Raw genomic sequence first — 15,705 nt, forward strand, 5'->3', positions numbered from 1 at the left:
CGCGGCCCTGTTTTTTTATATTTTAACGGTAGGTTAGTCTTCACTGCGCCGACATCGTGCGCGGAAAGCCTCAATATCGGTAATCGGGTAAGCGCCGTCTAAGGTGGCATCGTCTTGGTGGTCAATGCCACAGCTGTGCATCACTAGTCTATCGGCGGTTCTTGGTTTTAAGGTATTGACCACAAAGCGTACCATATCAGCGCGTGTGAGCTCAGCCATGGCGTCGGCCACTTGCTCGCGACGTTGATAGTGATAATCTTTGTTGCCAATACTGATCCAGTAACGTTGCGCACGCGCGCGTAAATTATTATCTGGCTCTCGCACCTGGGCGAGTAGGCTCTGTTTGCTGCTCTGCCAACGCGATTCGCTCATCTCCAAGAGCACCATAAAAAACGCATTCAAAAAATCGTCAATCGCTCCCATTAATAACTCAGGGCCTGCCAACGGCGATTGCACGTAGAAAATCAATCCAGGGTGACGATTGAGGGGTAAATTGTTCGCGCCAACCATATAACCAAGTTGTTGTTTAGTCCGTAATTCGTTAAAAAAAGCGGACGACATGAGATGGTTCGCGAGGGTATAGGTCGCCACCGCCTCCGGGTCGGTAGATGCGCTTTGATAATATACCAAGAGTGCGGACTCCGCGTGTCCAAGTGTGCGCTCATAACTGACGGTGCCCACACCGTCGAGCAAGGTCAGCGGTCGTACTGATTCTTGATAGGCTTGCCCTTCTACGCGTAGCGCATCTTTCACGGTGTTGGCCAGTGCTTGTGTATGGTTTAGGTGCCAATTGCCATAAACAAACATATCGACGTGGAGGGTAGCGAGCATGGCCTCGACAAATTCAGGCAGATCGCGCAACGTCACCGTCTCTAAAGCGCTTAAAAGGGCATGATACGGTGGGTTATTGGGTTGTAGTAAGCCAGTCATGCTGTTGTATAGTTGACTGAGTGGTTTATTCTTCTCGGCATTTTCCCAGCTTCGTTTTAGCTGCGCTTTAATCGTTTCAAAGCGTTCGGGATTAAAACTGCGCTGAGAAAATCGCTGTAAAATCAGCTTGAGTAATAAAGGTTGCTTATCGTTAAAGCCACTGAGGGTTAAGGTCACGCCGCCTTGGTGCGCATACAAATTGTAATTCATGCCCGCAATTTCGGCCTGATACGCTTGCTCATTCAATGCTTCTAATAACATCTCAACGCTAAGCCGGGTCATGACAATATTTTTAACCGTCGCGACCGCATGTGGGCTATCAATGGCAATATAGACATGCCCTTTCGGCACGCGGAAGTGTGGCTCTTGGCCATACCAGAGACGAAAGCCTGGCAACGTCTCGATTAAGTGCGGGGTGTCACTTTGGTCGGGCTCAACGGGGAGCGGGTGCAGTGCATCGGCAATGTAGGGGTTTGGATCCGGTAGGGCGAGCGCTGGCGATATCGAGTCTGTTTTCCATTGTGCGATTTGCTTAGCAGAAAACCGTTTGATGGAATAAGGCGTTTGATACCATTCTGCTTGCTGATCATGGCTAAAGCCTTTTGCCACCAGCATCACTCGAACGTTATCGACGCTCATATGCTGCAACATGGTTTGAATTTGAGTGTGATCGAAGTCGGCCATCATATAATCCCCATATAAGAGATCGGCCGGTGCGTAATGGTGCATATTCATGACCAACTGACTCACGGTATCAATAGGGCGAAGTGCGTCTTGATAGTGAAAAGCTAACTCTTGCACTTGCCGCTTTTCCTGATAGCGCCAAGCTTGGACACCGTTCTGTCGAATCAATGCGATCGCTTCAAAAACATGGGTGATGATATCGTCGATGTGGCTTAAGCCCAATTCGGTGAGCGCAAAGCCAAGTGTAAACTCGCGAAAGTCTCGCCCACTGATCCCGCCGCCTGCTGAGAGTGTGTTGATATAGCCTTTATTTTTTAATAATGACATCAGGCTACCCGGGCCTTCATAACCGAGCAGATGGGCAATGTAAGATAAAGGCTTGGTACGATATTGATCAGGGCTTTCTGGCACGGAGAAAGCGAGGGTGAGTTTGCGCACCTCTTTAAGCGGCGCAATGGTGACCCATTGATGGCGCTCGGCCTTGGTCACTAGCGGTGCGTCAACGGTAAGCACAGGATAATCATGATTAGCAATCGCGGCAAAATATTGCTGGGCCAGCGCCTCAAGGTCATCGAGCGATTGTGGTCCGGTGAGCGCAACCGTCATCAAATTCGCACTGTAATTGGCGTGATAAAATGCGATCAAATCATCGCGCACTGATTGATCCGGACGGTCAGCCAATGTTTCTACACTACCGACGGAGAATTTGGCAAACGGATGCTGAGGATTAATGGTTTCTTTGTGAACTTGATAGATACGTCGCACATCATCATTGAGCTTCATGCGATATTCAGCGTCAACTGATTGACGTTCTTTATCCACGGCATCTGCGTCGAAACGCGGTGAAATAAAGAAAGCGCTGAAGCGATCTAAGGCGGGGGCGAACTGATTGGGACGAATATCGAAAAAGAAGGTGGTATTTTCTGTCCCCGTCCAGGCGTTGTTATGGCCACCATGTTGGCTGATAAATCGCTGAAAATCGCCAATCACTGGGTAAGACTCAGTGCCTAAAAATAGCATGTGCTCGAGAAAGTGAGCGAGCCCTTGTCGGTCTACCGGATCATGAAAGTGCCCCACATTGACCGACAAGGCCGCGGCGCTGCGATGCGCCTGTGGATCGTTGATCAGTAAAACACGTAATGCATTAGGCAGCGTGATATAACGGTAGTGTTTGTTGTCGTTTGGGCTGACGTACACAAGCAACTCACTTTTAAAGTAAATAAGTTAAGGTTAAGTATGACTACCACTGACCAGAGTCGCAAACCACTTATTTGGTCTTTGGTGTTTTACCTTGGTAGCATGCAGCAAATCTCAGTATAGAAGTGTGGGTATTAACGCGATGAAATTGATCATAATGCGTCATGGCGAAGCACAAGCTTTCGCGGCCACTGATAGTGAACGCGGATTGACCGCGCATGGCGAGCAACAAAGCCAACAAATGGCAACCTGGCTCCAGCAGCAGCTTAACGGGCAGGCCATTGATAAAGTACTCGTCAGTCCTTATTTACGCGCGCAACAGACATGGCAAGCATGTGCGCCTCTATTGCCTGCCGCTGGCGAAGTACTCACTGAAGAGGGTATTACGCCGTATGGAAACAGCGATCAGGTCCATACGTATCTAAGCGCGATGATAGAGGTAGATAATCCCGGTGTGATTTTGTTGATCTCACATTTACCGCTGGTTGGCTACTTGACCAATGAATGGGTAAAAGAGGGCCAACCGCCAATGTTTGCCACCTCGGCAATGGCGATCATTGACGTTGACACAGCGACGCAACAGGCGTCACTGGCTACCCTGATGTCGCCACGTCAGCTCGGACGCTAACGCTCAGGCACTTCGATTAATACCAAGAGGGCAGCATCGCCACCAAACTCGCGTGGCGCTTGATGAAACGCCATCACGCTGGGATGCTGGGCGAGCCAGAGGGGGATTTTTTCTTTGAGGATGCCTTTACCAATGCCGTGCATCACGCTGGCACAGCCGGTCCCCTCTTTGACGCACTCGGCGAGCATCGCCCCGAGCTCTCGCTTTGCCTCGGTTTGGGTCATGCCATGTAAATCTAAATAGATATCGGGCACATAGACGCCACGACGAAGCCGTTTGACTTCGTACTTAGAGACGTCTTGCCGCGCATAGTGCATGGGCCCTGACTCCGTTAAAAGTGGCTCAAACTGATCGGAGAAATAAAAGGCATGGTCGCTACTTTGCCGCTCAAACTGGCGTTGTTTACGTGGTTTGCTCATCTGGCGTTGTGGCGGGTTTATGGTATCCTGCTCCAACTTTTTTGCGCCTTTGACGGCATCACGGAATAGTGCTAACTCCTCTTCCGTCATCGATGGTTTTTTGCTCATAAAAAAACTGTCTCCGAGGTAATAGGCTCATTGTACAATCAGCCAGCTCAAAATGCTGCTTATTGTACTGACCTAGCGTCAAAGGGCGACCCCAAATTGCATGAAGCCGATGGAGGCCAATGTGGATACGATTTTTACTGAAGAAGTGGTCAGTGAGTTACATACGCTGCAAGACATGCTGCGCTGGACAGTCAGTCGTTTCAATGCGGCAGGGTTATTTTACGGCCATGGCACTGACAATGCTTGGGATGAAGCGGTTCAGCTGGTACTCCCGACCTTATATCTTCCTATTGATGTCCCGTCTGAAACCCGTTTTTCTCGCCTAACAACCAGTGAAAAGCATCGTATTGTTGAGCGTGTGATTGCGCGTATTAACGATAAAACGCCGGTCGCGTATTTGACCAATAAGGCCTATTTCTGTGGTTTAGAGTTCTTTGTCGACGAACGGGTATTGGTGCCTCGCTCTCCGATAGGTGAGCTCATCCAACAAGAGTTTGCCGGTATTTTGCCGCATGCACCGAACCGAATAATGGATCTGTGTACCGGCAGTGGCTGTATCGCGATTGCCTGTGCTTACGCCTTCCCCAATGCCGAGATAGACGCGGTTGATATTTCCACCGATGCGCTCGATGTTGCCGAAATCAATATTCAGGATCACGGCTTGGAAGAGCAAGTGATCCCAATCCGTTCCGATTTGCTTAAAGAAGTGCCACAAGACAAATACGATTTAATTGTGAGCAACCCGCCTTATGTCGATGCAGAAGACATGGACGACTTACCGGATGAGTTCCGTCATGAGCCAGAGCTGGGCCTCGCCGCGGGGACGGATGGATTGAAGTTAGTGCGTCGAATGCTTGCCAATGCGCCGGATTATCTTAGCGAAGACGGTGTGTTGATCTGTGAAGTGGGCAACTCCATGGTGCATATGCAAGAGCAGTATGGTCATTTGCCCTTGCATTGGCTTGAATTCGAGCAGGGAGGCCATGGTGTCTTTATGATTACGCGTCGCGATTTAGTCGCCTGTGCCGATGAATTTGCCCTTTATCGCGATTAATGCGTGCCTTTGCTCGTGTTACTTAGCCAGCCCTTGTGCTGGCTTTTTTCTATTTAGGGGGCGAGTCAGCGGATTTTTTTGCGTCTTTGGTTGCTTTATGGTTAATTGCTAACAAAGTATGCAAAAACACAACAATGCCCATCAGGCAAACAGAGGAAGGCATGGCAGGCAATACGATTGGACAAATTTTTCGCGTCACCACCTTTGGAGAAAGTCATGGCGTGGCGTTAGGCGCTATTATTGATGGCTGCCCACCGGGGTTAGCGCTGACGGAAGCAGACATGCAACAGGATCTAGACCGTCGCCGGCCGGGCACGTCTAAGTACACCACGCAGCGCCGTGAGCCCGATGCGGTCAAAATTCTCTCTGGCGTGTTTGAGGGCCAAACCACCGGCACATCGATTGGGTTGATGATTGAAAACACAGATCAACGCTCAAAAGATTATTCGAAAATCAAAGATGTGTTTCGTCCAGGCCATGCTGATTTCACCTATCACCATAAATATGGCGTCCGTGATTATCGTGGCGGCGGTCGTTCGTCGGCGCGTGAGACAGCCATGCGCGTGGCAGCCGGTGCGGTGGCTAAAAAGTACCTTGCGCAAGAGCACGGCATTCAAGTGCGCGCTTATCTGGCGCAAATGGGCGAGGTCACTATCGATACCGTCGACTGGGCGCAAGTTGAGCAAAACCCTTTCTTTTGCCCAGATGTGAATAAACTTGAGGAATTGGATGCGCTGATCCGTCAACTGAAAAAAGACGGAGATTCAATCGGTGCCAAGCTCACCGTGGTGGCAGAAAACCTTCCTATCGGCCTTGGCGAGCCGGTGTTTGACCGTTTAGATGCCGATATTGCCCATGCATTGATGGGGATTAACGCGGTGAAAGGGGTCGAAATCGGAGATGGGTTTGACGTGGTGAATCAGCGTGGCAGTGAGCATCGTGATGAAATCCACCCGGACGGGTTTGCCTCGAACCATGCGGGAGGCATTCTTGGTGGTATCTCTTCAGGGCAGCCACTGGTCGCGCACTTGGCATTAAAGCCCACCTCTAGCATCACAGTGTCGGGTAAGAGTATTGATGTTCATGGTGACGCTGCCGATGTGGTGACGCGAGGCCGTCACGATCCTTGTGTGGGGATCCGCGCGGTGCCGATTGCCGAAGCCATGGTGGCAATCGTACTGATGGACCATTTGCTCCGTCATCGTGGGCAAGTTGGCCGTTAAAAGCCGGCCCGCCAATTCACACACACCTCATGTATCTTGTTATTTGTTGACGCTCCCCCGTCATTTGTTGGCGGGGCATGTTTGTAACTTTCCCCTATGACTCATAACTATCACGATTTAATTCAACTGTTTAACCAAACCTTTCTCGCGACTTTTAACACCGAGCTGTTACTGGGCGGCGATGAGCCTATTTATCTGCCGGCGAATTCAAATCACCCGCATCACCGCGTGATCTTTGCGCGTGGTTTTTTTGCCTCAGCGCTACACGAAATCGCACACTGGACCATTGCCGGTGAGAAACGCCGTCAACTGGAAGATTATGGCTATTGGTATCACCCTGATGGCCGCGATGCTGACACGCAAGCCGCGTTTGAAGCGGTAGAAGTGAAGCCTCAAGCGATAGAGTGGATCCTTGCGGCAAGCTGTGGCTTTCGTTTTCAAGTCAGCTGCGACAACTTAAGTGGTGTAGAGCCCGATCGCCATGCCTTTGCGGGCAAAGTCCGTCATCAAGTCATTGATTATTTATCTGACGCAGAGGCAAGCTCGGCTTTGCCCGTGCGCGCTAAGCAGTTTTCTGATACCTTGCGAGACTTTTACGGTGTCTCTGCTCTGGGGCCCGATGACTTTACGTTGCCCAGCTAAGGTTAATAAGATGAAAGTTCAAGATTATGAAGCACGCATTTTGGCATTAATCGATGAGATGGTAGACACTGCCTCAGACGATGAATTATTTGCGAGTGGCTATTTACGCGGCCACGTCTCGCTGGCGGCTGCGGATTGTGAGTTAGAGGGCATAGATGAAGTGGCGTCATTAAAAGCGCGCGTGGACACTAGCTTGTCGAAAAATGCGAGTGAACTCTCACCGGGCGATCAACGCTTGGTCGGGGCGCTTTGGGATCTGCTTCAGCAACAAGTCGAAAAATCGGCTTAATACTGCAATACCGCGCTTATTAATAACTGCGCTTTTCAACTCCTGTTCTGCGGTATCCAGTGATTATCAAGCCATCGCCTCGACGATGGCTTGGTTGTTTTTACCCACACTTGCTTGTTTTTACCGGTATATAACTAACCATTCGCTACACCGCTTTACCTTTTAGCAGTTTGCGGACCCACATGCGTCCCGGGTGCAGGGTATCGAGTACTGACTGTGGCAAAGGCAAGGGCTCATCACATAACTGAGCGACGAGGATTTCTGCGGCGAGAGGCGCGGAGGTAAGACCGCGAGAACCAAGCCCCAGAAGGCAATATAGCCCAGGGTAAACAGGGACGGAACCGGCTTTTTCCTTGTCTTTTTGCAGGGTTTGGTAGGCCCAAAGTAGTGCGTCGTAATTACACACATTGCCGATAAATGGCAGGTGGTCGCGACTGGCACAGCGCACACCAACGCGTCCTGTTTCGGCAACAGGTACATGATGAGCCCAATCAGTGTCAATACAGTCGGTTAAGCGCTGCTGGTTTTCAACCTGATCGGCCGATTGAAATTCAAGGTCGGCATTGTTGCGCGCATAGCTTGCGCCTAAGCAATGTTCGCCAGCCTGATTTGCCGGTGTTAAATAGCCCTCAAAACATAACACCGTGTTCAGTGCGCGGAGGTCAGCATTGGTGGGAACATGGCTCACTTGGCCGCGCACGGGGTAAACCGGAATGGGCGCCGTTTGGTCAAAGTTATCCGCTTGGTGCCCATTGGCGATAATCACGTTCTGGTGACACAGCTCACCGTTGGCGGTACTCAGGGTCCAACCATTATCCGTTTGTGTTAACGCATTGATGTGACAATCAAAATGCGCGCTTAGCTGTCCGCGGGTGATAGCGGCACCAATCACGCCTGCGGTAAACTGTTGCGGACTGAGCCAGCCGCCCAGCGGGTAAAACACACCGGCATGCCCAGTTTCTACCCCCACTTTTTCTGTCACTGCGTCTTGGCTTACGCGCATGACCAGTGCCTCAGGAAATGCGCCATGGAGCATTTTTTCGAGCTTAGAGGCGCTTTTCTTGTCATAGCCTAGTTGGGTAACACCACACCAGTCATGTTCAAAGGCAATGCCTTGTTCAGCCTGTTGGCGAATAAACTGCCGAGCAAATAAAAAAGCGGGCGCAAAAAACTGACTCAAGTTGTCGTTGTTGCCATTAAGGAGTGGATAAACCGCTCCTTGCTGATTTCCGGATGCGCCTGCCGCTGGCTGCGGGTCTTGGCAATAAAGCGTGACTTGCTTGCCTCGCTGAAGTAATGCGCTAATCAAGGCTGCACTGGCAATACCACCGCCAATAATGGCAATGTCATCCGCTGTTGCGGCGGATGTGCGCGCATACCAAGGTGGATGGCTGGCAGTGGCTTGGCGAGCAGGCAAAGCGCCCGCTAACATTTCTCGCTTGTGACCAAAGCCTTTTACCTTTTTCATGTCAAAGCCGGCGTCAATCAGTCCACGGCGGACAAAGCCGGCCGCGGTGAAAGTCGCGCAGGTACACTGCTCTCGCGCAAGTCTTGCCATGCCATTAAATAAATCCTGGTTCCACATTTCAGGGTTTTTGCTTGGGGCAAAACCATCTAAATACCAGGCATCAACAATCCCTTTCTGACCTGTTGGTACTTGTGGTAACCAATCTTTAATATCCCCAAACCACAAATCGAGTGTAATCTGACCATCAGCTAATACAATACGTTGACAACCCGCTAACGGTACGGGGTAATGGGCGCGAAGTTGTTCAGCATAGTTTGCAAGCTCGGGCCAAGCTTGATGGGCACGCGCGAGATCTTCTACGGTCAAAGGGTACTTTTCAAAACTGATAAAGTGGAGGTGCGTGACGGTGCTATCAAGGTTAGCATGGCGGAATTGGTCAAAGGCATGCCAGGTGGCGAGAAAGTTTAGCCCGGTCCCAAATCCGGTTTCTGCAATCACAAAGCGTGACTGAGTTGCCGTATGCCAACGTTCGGGTAACTGATTTTGCCCTAGGAACACGTAGCGCGTCTCAGCTAAGCCGTCGTGATTGGAAAAGTAGACGTCGTCGAACTGATCAGCAACAGGCGTACCTGTATCATTCCAGCTGATTTTTGCATGGTCGATTGAGGGAGTGCTCACAAATGCCTCATACACAGGAAAGAGAAGATGGAAATTGTACTGATAGAAAGGAAAGCTGACCACTTATCAGCTTTAAAAACGCTATCATCCACTGCGAAATTAACGTCTAGGAAAGAATCATGAAACGAGCTGTCATTACAGGCATGGGGATTGTTTCCAGTATTGGTAACAACGTCAAAGAAGTGCTGGAGTCGCTCAAAGCGGGGAAATCTGGCATTAACTTCTCTCAGCAGTTTGCAGATATGAAGCTGCGCAGCAACGTTTGGGGGGATCTCAAACTTAACCCAGCCGACCACATTGATCGTAAAAAAATGCGCTTTATGGGGGACGCGGCTGGCTTCGCCTATTTAGCCATGGAGCAGGCGATTGAAGACTCAGGCTTAGCCCCTGAGCAAGTTTCTAATCCGAGAACGGGCCTAGTTGCCGGTTCTGGGGGCGCATCATCGGTCAACCAAGTCACGGCGGTTGATACCTTACGCGAGAAAGGTGTAAAACGCCTCGGCCCTTATATGGTGCCACGTACTATGTCATCCACGGTCTCAGCGTGCTTGGCGACCCCGTTTCAAATTAAAGGGGTCAACTACACCATGAGCTCGGCCTGTGCGACATCGGCACACTGTATTGGCCATGCGCTTGAGCTGATTCAATTGGGTAAACAAGACGTCGTGTTTGCTGGTGGCGGCGAAGAGCTTGATTGGTCACTCACCATGATGTTTGACGCCATGGGCGCACTCTCAACCAAATACAATGATGATCCACAAAAAGCGTCACGTACCTATGATGCCGATCGTGATGGTTTCGTGATTTCTGGCGGCGGCGGTATGCTGGTGGTTGAAGAGCTTGAGCATGCGCTGGCGCGCGGTGCCACCATTTATGGTGAAATTGTCGGCTATGGGGCAACGTCTGACGGCTATGATATGGTCGCGCCATCCGGCGAAGGGGCGGTGCGCTGTATGAACATGGCGATGCAAGATGTTGATGGCGAGGTGGATTATATCAACACCCATGGCACGTCAACGCCAGTGGGTGATGTCAAAGAGCTTGGTGCCATCCAAGAAGTCTTTGGTGGTAAGAGCCCTGCTATTTCCGCGACCAAGTCGATGACAGGCCATGCACTCGGTGCTGCTGGGGCGCATGAAGCCATTTACTCGACGCTAATGCTGGCGCACGGCTTTGTCGCCCCGAGTATCAATGTTGATAACTTGGATCCGGCCGCTGATGGGCTAGATATTGTGACACAACCACGTGAGCAAGCACTCACTCGTGTTATGTCAAACAGCTTCGGATTTGGCGGAACGAACGCCACCTTGGTGATTGAAAAGTATCGCGGCTAATATCGCGCCTATTTTCAGGTTCTCAATGGACCCGGCCACGGCCGGGTTTTTTATTATTGGCCCGACGTGGGGGCATGCTTTTTGGCGGATGTTTTCTTGCATGTAGGGCGATACAATGGGCGTTATTTTTCAGCGCTCGTACGCGACGTTAAAAACAGGATGCTGACCGTGAAAATAGTTGTAGATGAAAACATGCCCTACGCCCAGGCATTGTTTAGCCAATTAGGTGAAGTCGTTGCCTTACCTGGCCGGGCGATCGGTGCGGAAGATATCCAAGATGCCGACGCTTTGTTGGTGCGCAGTGTCACGCATGTTAATCACGCGTTGATTCAAGATGCTAAGCAATTACGCTTTGTCGGTTCGGCTACCGCGGGAGAAGATCACCTTGATTTTGATGCACTGCAAGCACAAGGCGTATATGCCACGGCAGCGCCGGGCTGCAACAAAGTTGGGGTCGCGGAATATGTGATCAGTGCCTTATTGGTGTTGGCGCAACAGCAAGCATTTAAATTGACCGACCGAACCGTCGGTATTGTCGGTGTCGGTCACGTTGGGAGTTACTTAGCTGATCGTTTAGCTGCACTGGGCATTAATACCTTGCTCTGCGATCCGCCGCGTCAGGCGCGTGAGAATCGCGCGGATATGGTGGATATTGATACGCTGATTGCACAATCGGATGTGGTGACCTTTCATACGCCTCTGACGTCGACTGGTGAGCACCCTACTCATCACTTGATGAATCACGCTCGTTTAAATGCACTCGCACCGGGAAGCATTTTGATTAATGCCGCACGCGGCCCGATTGTTGATAATCAAGCGCTTAAGACACGGCTGGCACGAGGCGATATGGATGCAGTTTTGGACGTGTATGAGCATGAGCCCGAGGTCGATCTTGCTTTGGTCGAACGGCTAACCTTTGCAACGCCACATATCGCTGGCTATGGATTGGAAGGAAAAGCTCGCGGTACCACCATGGTGTTTAATGCCTTATGCCAACATTTATCGTTACCACAGCGCGCTGACGCCGCCGAGCTATTGCCGACAGCGCCCATTCCTTCTGTGCAACTAGCCGCGCCTTGGCAGCAGACTGATCTTATGGCGTTAACCCAACTTGTTTATGATATCCGTCGCGACGATAGTGATTTTCGCCGAGCGATGACACAAGCAGGGGAGAACAAACCGGCACAGCGTACAGCCTTTGACCAATTACGAAAAAATTACTGGGATCGACGTGAGTACAGTGCGATCACGGTAGCCGGACACGCTGATTTCGGGTTACAGTCGCTGGCTAAGCTGGGCTTTAGTATTGAGGAGCACGCATGACACAAGCATTTGATGTTGCGGTTTTGGGCGCAACAGGTGCGGTAGGCCGTACCATTATCGACATTTTAGAAGAGCGCGATTTTCCTATTGGCACTCTCCACCTGCTTGCCAGCGAGCGCAGTGCCGGTGAAACCATTACCTTCAAAGGCGAAAGTTTGCGTGTGCAAAACGTCGACACCTTTGATTGGACCCAAGTTCAAATTGGCTTGTTTTCGGCAGGCGCGCAAACCTCCGCACATTGGGCGCCTATTGCCGCAGAAGCAGGAGTGGTGGTGATCGATAATACCTCACAATTCCGCTATGATTTCGATGTGCCCTTGGTGGTACCGGAAGTCAATCCAGCCGCGATTGGTGATTTTCGTAACCGCAATATTATTGCAAATCCCAATTGCTCAACGATTCAGATGCTGGTCGCATTAAAACCCATTTACGATGCCGTGGGGATCGAACGTATTAACGTCTCTACCTATCAATCGGTGTCAGGATCTGGAAAGTCGGGTGTCGACGAACTCGCAGGCCAAACGGTGAAACTGCTCAATAGCCAAGATGCCGAACCTTCGCTCTATAGCAAACAAATTGCTTTCAATTGCTTGCCTCAGATCGATCAATTTATGGATAACGGCTACACCAAAGAAGAAATGAAGATGGTGTGGGAAACGCAAAAGATTTTCGCTGATGAGATGATTGGTGTTAACCCTACTTGTGTGCGTGTGCCTGTTTTTTATGGCCATGCAGAAGCGGTGCATATCGAATGCCGTCAACCCATTGACGCAACAGAGGCGATGGCAATCCTTAGCCAGCACGAGCATATTGAAGTCTTTGAAGGCGAAGAGTATCCAACCCAAGTCAAAGAAGGGACGGGATCAGACAAGGTGCTTGTGGGACGGGTCCGTAACGACATTAGCCATCCAAATGGTTTAAACCTCTGGGTGGTTGCTGACAATGTGCGTAAGGGTGCCGCAACCAACACGGTACAAATTGCTGAAGTCTTAGTGCGCGATTATCTTTAATCGACAGCGTGTGACGATGACAAGAGCGTGATGGTCCACGCATCACCATGTCAATTTGATTGATACCCCATCCGTTGATGGGGTATTTTTTTAGGCATTAAATTTGCACAGATGACGATACGCGAAGTGTGGGCATGCTATCATCGAGGCAAAACTGAGGCAGAGCGCCCACAGTTTGATCGCACAACACACTTTTATATCATCAAACTACAGTTTTTCGCATGGCTTCCGATATAGTTAGATATTTAGTGAGGCCATTTCTGCCATAGGGAGTGCGGGTGTGTCCAACGCACAGCAAAGTGAACAGTCTTCTTCTCAAACGCGATTGACGATAATCTCGCACACAGTGAGGCGGCATCTTCTTGCCGTCGTGGGGTTATTGGCGATCAGTCTCGTCAGTGTGTCTACCTTACCGGTCGAGGCGGCCATTCGTATTCTGGGCCCGCAAGACGAAATGACGACTGAGTCGTCATCCGCACAACAACCGCCTACGGTGCAATCCGCGCAGCAATATGGCCCAACAGGTGCAAACGAAACCTTGTGGTCGATTGCGACGCAAATGCGTCCCAATACACAAGTCAGTGTTTACCAAACATTGGGCGCGATTTTCCGTCTCAATACCGACGCGTTTGCCAATAATAATATCCATCGCTTGCAGCCAGGTAGCACATTAGTGATGCCAACCTTGGAGCAAATCGAACGAGAAAGTACGCAAGATGTCGTAAATCGTCTTGAAATTGATGACGCACGTAAGCAAGCACAAACGACGACACCATTGAGTGATCAAGTCACCCAGCCTGACGCTCAAGCATCAGAGCAAGTCGAACCCGAGCAAGCTGAACCAGAATCGCAACAAAGCGCCTCAGAAACAGAGCAGGCACAGGACGCTGACGCGAGTGAGCCTGAGACACCACAACCTGAAGTGGTAGAAACGTTGCAATCGCAGCTACAAAACTCAGATCAAGAAATGACCCGCTTGGTTGAGAGTAATCATGTGCTCAAAGTGCGCTTATCCGAAGTTCAGTACGAACTGAATGCGCTGAAAGAAAAAATGAGCAGTGATGACGAGTTGAATCAGGAAATACGTGCTTTCCTAGAACAACAACGTCAGCAGCAGGCGAAACAAGAGACGCAGCCTCCCTCTGCGGTCGACTCTTTATTGGATAATCCACTCCTGCTCGCCATGTTCGCGATCATTCCTGGCGCGTTAATTGCCGGTGGGGTTTTCTTCTTCTTGGCGCGTCGTAAGAAACAAAACGAAGAGCATGACGAGCCCGCCTCACTCGACCATGATGAGCTAGATGATATGCCGGTTATCATGGTGCCCGATCCTGAAGATGAGCAGGAAGGGGAGAGTCACCAAGATCAATCTGACGATGAGTTAGAGATCACTGAGGATGGTCGTAGTGATGAAGACGTGGCATTTGGTGATGACACGGTATTCGGTGATGACACGGACCTTGATGATCTCAATCTTGACGATGAACTGGACGACATGTCTGGTAACGAATCGAGCGTTGCGCCAACCAGTGACGATGCCATTGGACTCGAGGACATGGAGCGTGCGTTAGATGAATTGGCGGATACACCGCCTGCCGATACCGAAACGTCGACCGACAGCGAAAGTGAAACCGACGACGCAGCCCTCCCTGAAGAGGAAATGAGCTCAGACGAGGCGCTTGCAGCAGAGTGGGCGAAAGCGCTAGAAGAAGGTAACGACAGTGATGTAGACGACATTGATGCCTTGCTCGCCGGGGAATCGGGCACTGAATCTACGTCGGAGGAACCCTCTGAGTCCACGCGTGAATCAGAAGCAAACGTAGAGAGTGATACTGAGGCGACATCGGATGATAACCCTGAATCAAGCGAAGAGTCGGAAGAGCAAGCACCGAATGATGCATTATTTGACTCAGCCCTTGCCGATGAGCCAGCGTTAGATCTCAGCCAAGAAATTGATTTATCAGATGATGACGACGAAGACAGCGTTTCGCTCGACAACACGACCGAGCTTCTTGATGAGCTTGTCGGTGATGATGATGACGATGATGATAGCTGGTTGAATGATCAAGATGATACGGAGACTGAGTTTGATGAAAGCAGTGATGCTTTACTGGATGAAGTATTAGACAACGATGATCCGCACCTTGAAGACTCTGACGCCTTGTTGGAGGAAGTGTTAGGTGACGACGACGAATCCGATCCACTTGCGGAGGAAGATGATCCTGCACTGTGGGAAGAAGCTGAAGACAGCGATCCTAATGAAGCGGAACTCGAAAAACTGCTTTATGAATCAGAGGGTGAACCAGAGCCTGATCCTCGTAAAGCAGAACAGCCCGCAGAGCCCGAGACTGACGACGACGCACAGGGTGACACGGATGAAGCGCCAGCCGATGACACTGCAGAGCCCGAGGCCGAAGCTCAGGATGATACGGATAGAATGTCAGCCGAGGATACCGCGGAACCCGAGGCCGAGGCTCAGAACGATACAGATGAAGCACCCGTCGCCGACGAGTCGCCAGCAGATCAACAGCCTGAACAAACGGCTGAGCCGGATGACGCCGCCGAGGTTGAAGACACATCCGACACTGTGCCCGAAGAGCCAGTCGATGACGCTGCAGAGCCCGAGACTGAGGACGATGCACAGGATGACACGGACGAAGCGCCAGTCGATGACACCGCTGAATCCGATGCACAGGATGACGTGGACGAAGGTCCAAT

12 protein-coding genes are annotated in these 15,705 nt (G+C 50.8%); 9 read left to right on the forward strand and 3 right to left on the reverse strand.

Features of this window, described 5'->3' with window-relative positions; all coding sequences use genetic code 11:
• Positions 1–33: 33 nt before the first annotated feature.
• Positions 34–2,811 (reverse strand): insulinase family protein, encoded by a 2,778-nt coding sequence (locus tag HLG76_RS07045; protein ID WP_175993353.1) that lies wholly within the window; start codon positions 2,809–2,811, stop codon positions 34–36.
• Between the two features lie 142 nt (positions 2,812–2,953).
• Between HLG76_RS07045 and sixA the strand changes: the two genes are divergently transcribed.
• Entirely contained in the window at positions 2,954–3,439 is a 486-nt protein-coding gene (gene sixA / locus HLG76_RS07050; protein ID WP_175993354.1) for a phosphohistidine phosphatase SixA, read from the forward strand.
• Here the strand turns inward: sixA and smrB are convergent.
• A complete protein-coding gene (gene smrB, locus HLG76_RS07055) occupies positions 3,436–3,966 on the reverse strand; it encodes an endonuclease SmrB (protein WP_021023101.1) in 531 nt (176 codons plus the stop codon). The genes sixA and smrB overlap by 4 nt on opposite strands.
• A gap of 121 nt (positions 3,967–4,087) precedes the next feature.
• Between smrB and prmB the strand changes: the two genes are divergently transcribed.
• The 4 genes from prmB (at position 4,088) to HLG76_RS07075 (ending at position 7,174) form a co-directional block, all read left to right on the forward strand.
• On the forward strand, positions 4,088–5,020 hold the full coding sequence (gene prmB, locus HLG76_RS07060) for a 50S ribosomal protein L3 N(5)-glutamine methyltransferase (RefSeq protein WP_077660688.1): 933 nt from the start codon (positions 4,088–4,090) through the stop codon (positions 5,018–5,020).
• Positions 5,021–5,181: 161 nt separating this feature from the next.
• The gene (gene aroC, locus HLG76_RS07065; protein WP_175993355.1) at positions 5,182–6,243 is read left to right on the forward strand and encodes a chorismate synthase; all 1,062 of its coding nucleotides are present in this window, start codon (positions 5,182–5,184) and stop codon (positions 6,241–6,243) included.
• 96 nt (positions 6,244–6,339) lie between these two features.
• A complete protein-coding gene (locus HLG76_RS07070; RefSeq protein ID WP_021023104.1) occupies positions 6,340–6,885 on the forward strand; it encodes an elongation factor P hydroxylase in 546 nt (181 codons plus the stop codon).
• A 10-nt stretch (positions 6,886–6,895) separates the two neighbouring features.
• Positions 6,896–7,174 (forward strand): YfcL family protein, encoded by a 279-nt coding sequence (locus HLG76_RS07075; RefSeq protein WP_077774073.1) that lies wholly within the window; start codon positions 6,896–6,898, stop codon positions 7,172–7,174.
• A 145-nt stretch (positions 7,175–7,319) separates the two neighbouring features.
• Here the strand turns inward: HLG76_RS07075 and mnmC are convergent, their stop codons facing one another.
• The gene (gene mnmC / locus HLG76_RS07080) at positions 7,320–9,320 is read right to left on the reverse strand and encodes a bifunctional tRNA (5-methylaminomethyl-2-thiouridine)(34)-methyltransferase MnmD/FAD-dependent 5-carboxymethylaminomethyl-2-thiouridine(34) oxidoreductase MnmC (RefSeq protein WP_077676741.1); all 2,001 of its coding nucleotides are present in this window, start codon (positions 9,318–9,320) and stop codon (positions 7,320–7,322) included.
• Between the two features lie 119 nt (positions 9,321–9,439).
• Between mnmC and fabB the strand changes: the two genes are divergently transcribed.
• The 4 genes from fabB to HLG76_RS07100 form a co-directional block, all read left to right on the forward strand.
• Positions 9,440–10,654 carry a beta-ketoacyl-ACP synthase I gene (gene fabB / locus HLG76_RS07085; protein ID WP_175993356.1) on the forward strand — a complete coding sequence of 405 codons (1,215 nt, stop codon included), beginning with the start codon at positions 9,440–9,442 and terminating at the stop codon, positions 10,652–10,654.
• A gap of 168 nt (positions 10,655–10,822) precedes the next feature.
• A complete protein-coding gene (locus tag HLG76_RS07090; RefSeq protein ID WP_175993357.1) occupies positions 10,823–11,977 on the forward strand; it encodes a 4-phosphoerythronate dehydrogenase in 1,155 nt (384 codons plus the stop codon).
• The gene (locus HLG76_RS07095) at positions 11,974–12,987 is read left to right on the forward strand and encodes an aspartate-semialdehyde dehydrogenase (protein ID WP_021023109.1); all 1,014 of its coding nucleotides are present in this window, start codon (positions 11,974–11,976) and stop codon (positions 12,985–12,987) included. Before HLG76_RS07090 ends, HLG76_RS07095 begins: the two co-directional genes overlap by 4 nt.
• A gap of 280 nt (positions 12,988–13,267) precedes the next feature.
• The coding region (locus HLG76_RS07100) for a FimV/HubP family polar landmark protein (RefSeq protein WP_368656349.1) at positions 13,268–15,705 on the forward strand (2,438 nt) is incomplete at its 3' end.

The sequence above is a fragment of the Salinivibrio sp. EAGSL genome (assembly GCF_013366455.1).
Taxonomy (GTDB): domain Bacteria; phylum Pseudomonadota; class Gammaproteobacteria; order Enterobacterales; family Vibrionaceae; genus Salinivibrio; species Salinivibrio costicola.